Source organism: Thiolapillus sp. (assembly GCF_048562965.1).
In the GTDB taxonomy this organism is placed as follows: Bacteria; Pseudomonadota; Gammaproteobacteria; order Chromatiales; family Chromatiaceae; genus Thiolapillus; species Thiolapillus brandeum_A.
This window is the reverse complement of sequence record NZ_JBHNMF010000645.1, coordinates 1-1,731: the sequence shown is the minus strand read 5'-3', so window position 1 is coordinate 1,731 and position 1,731 is coordinate 1. Positions and strand designations below refer to the sequence as shown.

Below are 1,731 nucleotides of genomic sequence, written 5' to 3'. Positions count from 1 at the left end.
CTGGATGCCCAGCCCTGGGAACTGGCGAATGTTTTTTTCCATCCCGATCTCTTTTTTGAGAAAAGGAAAGGGAAAAACATTACCTCGCCGGCGGTCCTGGAGTTGGTGTATGACACCGAGGCCCGCCCGGTCACCCTGCACCGGCTGTTTATCACGCCGGACGGGCGGAAGGCCTTTGGTGGTCAGTCCAAGCGGGCCATGCCGTATTCGGCCAGCCGCACCATGTCAGGCGGCTATGTCCCCATTGCGCCGATCTACAACGGCGTCTTAGGGGTTGCCGAAGGGTTGGAAACCGCCATGTCGGTGATGCAGGCCACCGGGTTGCCGTGTTGGACGACCATCAACGCGGTCAACCTGGAGCGGGTTAATCTGCCCAAGGAAGCCCAGTGGGTGGTTGTCTGGGCGGACTATGACCGTGAAAGCGGCCGCGGGCAGGAGGCTGCCTTTCGCCTGCAGCGCCGGTTGCTGGAGGAAGGGCGGCAAAGTGTCGTCCTGTTTCCGGAGAACCTGGGCAATCCGAAAGGGACGGACTGGAACGATGTGCTTGTCACCAAGGGCATCAAGGCCATTCCGGACCAGGATGCCGTCCGCCGGGAATTCCGCCGGCTCAAAAAAATGACAGCGTAGCAGAAACCAAGCCCGGCCCCTTCTCAGGTGCCGGGCTTATCTTCAACGGACAGGAGGCACCAACCTGTCTGAGCATTTATCGCGGCTGGTGACCGCAAAGGAGGTCGAATGTACGACATGAAAAAAACAGAGAATGGCTGGGAACTGTGGTCCCAGCTGGGTAATCCCACCGAGCACCTGGTGGCAACGGTGGAGAAAGAGCCTGTGGCCAGGAAGCTTATGGGCATCCTGGCCGATCAGGACGACACCCCGCCAAAAACGGCATACGTTGAAATGGTCGGGGATTTCAATCTCGACGATCCGGAGTATGCCGAATACCGGGTCGATGCCGACCTGGTGCGGGAGGTGACAGCCGTGTTCACCGCCATCAGCGCCTTCGGCTTGTCCGAAGCCCGCCGCTACACCAATGCGGTGGTGTGGCACGGGGCCGATACCTGGATCACCGGCGATGAAATCGCCGCCGGCGGGTGCTTTTGGATGACGGCCCACCCCAAGCACGGGGGGGATTCGTTCGAAACCCAGGGCATGACTCTGAAAGAGGTCGTCGAGATTCTTCTCTGCTCCGAGGAGGTTGTCTATGTCGCTTCTGACATGGAGAGCCTGAAAGAGCTTGTAGAAGATCACACCGCGGAATAGTGCTTTGCCAGTAATCAGTGCTCTTTTTGGGGCGAGGCCTGTTTCTCCAGCTGTTTCTCCAATGACTCGATCTGGAGACGTTGCTGTTCCACGGTGGCTTGAGCAGAAGTGGTCTGTGCCCGCGCATCCGCTTCCTTGTCGCGCAGCGTTTTGAGCTGGTCGCGGCATTCCTCCAGCTCCACCAGGGTGCTGCGCAGCCTTTTGTCCAGCGTGCGGTTTTCGGTCGTTTGGGCATCACACCGAGTTTTCCACAAGCCTATTTCCGTCTCAGATGTGATAATCGCGCTGGCATGCGCCTGTTTCAGATCCGCAATCTCGGAGCGGAGTGCGTCAATCTGGGCGGTCAACTGTAAGCGCCAAACAATCAGCCCTATTGCATTTTTTTGACAGGCGTGTTCCAGGGTAGCAGGGCTTCAATGTCCTCAACCGTCCTGGCATTGCCGATGTGCTGCAGCACATGGTGGAGGT

General features: G+C 58.5%; 3 protein-coding genes. 2 read left to right on the top strand and 1 reads right to left on the bottom strand.

Features of this window, described 5'->3' with window-relative positions; genetic code table 11:
• Together ACOCD2_RS18755 and ACOCD2_RS18750 are read left to right on the top strand one after the other, a co-directional pair.
• Positions 1 to 627 (top strand): toprim domain-containing protein (locus ACOCD2_RS18755; protein ID WP_419625891.1); only part of this gene is annotated, 627 nt, incomplete at its 5' end.
• Positions 628 to 744: 117 nt separating this feature from the next.
• The gene (locus ACOCD2_RS18750; RefSeq protein ID WP_293653435.1) at positions 745 to 1,263 is read left to right on the top strand and encodes a hypothetical protein; all 519 of its coding nucleotides are present in this window, start codon (positions 745 to 747) and stop codon (positions 1,261 to 1,263) included.
• A gap of 14 nt (positions 1,264 to 1,277) precedes the next feature.
• Here the strand turns inward: ACOCD2_RS18750 and ACOCD2_RS18745 are convergent, their stop codons facing one another.
• The gene (locus ACOCD2_RS18745) at positions 1,278 to 1,610 is read right to left on the bottom strand and encodes a hypothetical protein (RefSeq protein WP_293653437.1); all 333 of its coding nucleotides are present in this window, start codon (positions 1,608 to 1,610) and stop codon (positions 1,278 to 1,280) included.
• Positions 1,611 to 1,731: the final 121 nt, after the last annotated feature.

What these genes read in the sequence shown, in the direction of transcription:
- ACOCD2_RS18750 (WP_293653435.1), top strand. Translation starts at nt 745, where the DNA reads ATGAAAAAAACAGAGAATGGCTGGGAACTGTGGTCCCAGCTGGGTAAT.